The organism is Nitrospira sp. (assembly GCA_005116745.1).
Taxonomy (GTDB): Bacteria; Nitrospirota; Nitrospiria; order Nitrospirales; family Nitrospiraceae; genus Nitrospira_D.
On sequence record SWDS01000032.1, the window covers coordinates 1 to 558 of the forward strand.

General features: G+C 57.0%; 1 protein-coding gene. It reads right to left on the reverse strand.

Annotated features, from left to right (window positions below; all coding sequences use genetic code 11):
• Positions 1-558 (reverse strand): AarF/ABC1/UbiB kinase family protein (locus E8D52_18665; GenBank protein ID TKB65088.1); only part of this gene is annotated, 558 nt, incomplete at both ends.

Here is a 558-nt window from a genome sequence, read left to right on the forward strand (position 1 = left end):
ACCACCGAGCGCATCAAGAACTTGCCGGCTACGTCGAATGGATCGAGTGTCGGATCAAGTTCGGCAGTCGCCAGTTGCACCTGCGCAAGCGCCTTGATGGCAAGCGTGAGCGAGGCCGGTAACGGGACTCCATGCCGTAGTGAGACCACGCTCATTTCTTGTAGAATCGGCCCGATCTGCATCTCTGAAAGGTCTGCAGAGCGAAATTTTGCCATCACGTCCCCGACTTCACTTTGAAACTTTGGCACATCGAGGTCCTTGCGATTCACGGCGCCGGTCATCATCAGCGTGACATCGGTAAGAAACGCGGCATCTTCTTGCCACAGCGCCATCAACAAGAGCAGCAGATGCTCGCGGAGATCGGCGCCGATCGCGCCGACCATCCCGAAATCGAGAAAGTAGATGCGGTCTTTCCACCACATCAAATTCCCAGGGTGGGGATCGGCATGGAAGAAGCCATCGACGATGATTTGTTTGTAGTAACTCTCCAGCAGTTGACGGGCGGCCTCTACGCGCTCGGAACCTGCCGGCGCCTGCTTGATCGGGATGCCCTGGATC